Source organism: Motilimonas sp. 1_MG-2023 (assembly GCF_030547455.1).
GTDB lineage: Bacteria > Pseudomonadota > Gammaproteobacteria > Enterobacterales > CBDFNC01 > Motilimonas.
This window is the reverse complement of the sequence record NZ_JAUOPX010000290.1, coordinates 1-236: the sequence shown is the minus strand read 5'-3', so window position 1 is coordinate 236 and position 236 is coordinate 1. Positions and strand designations below refer to the sequence as shown.

At 58.9% G+C, this 236-nt stretch carries 1 protein-coding gene; it reads left to right on the top strand.

Annotation, left to right across the window (positions count from 1 at the left end):
- The coding region (locus Q4519_RS22115; RefSeq protein ID WP_303516139.1) for a hypothetical protein at positions 1-236 on the top strand (236 nt) is incomplete at both ends.

Genomic DNA, 236 nt, shown 5'->3' with positions numbered 1-236 from the left:
CAATGTCTACTCCCTCCCGCCCCAGCATACCCCAGCCACCCTCATCCCGAAGGCCGACGCCTCAGGCTTCATCCTCCTGCGGGCCGAAAGCGCATTGGTCTACTCTGGCTCAGCACCGCAACCCAAGACGAAAAGTACGGCAGACACTACTCCGCTTTAACCTCTATGCTGGGCACTGCACGCCAACACCAGGGTTCACAGGCACAGATTACCCTATCCTCATTGCTACCTGCCAC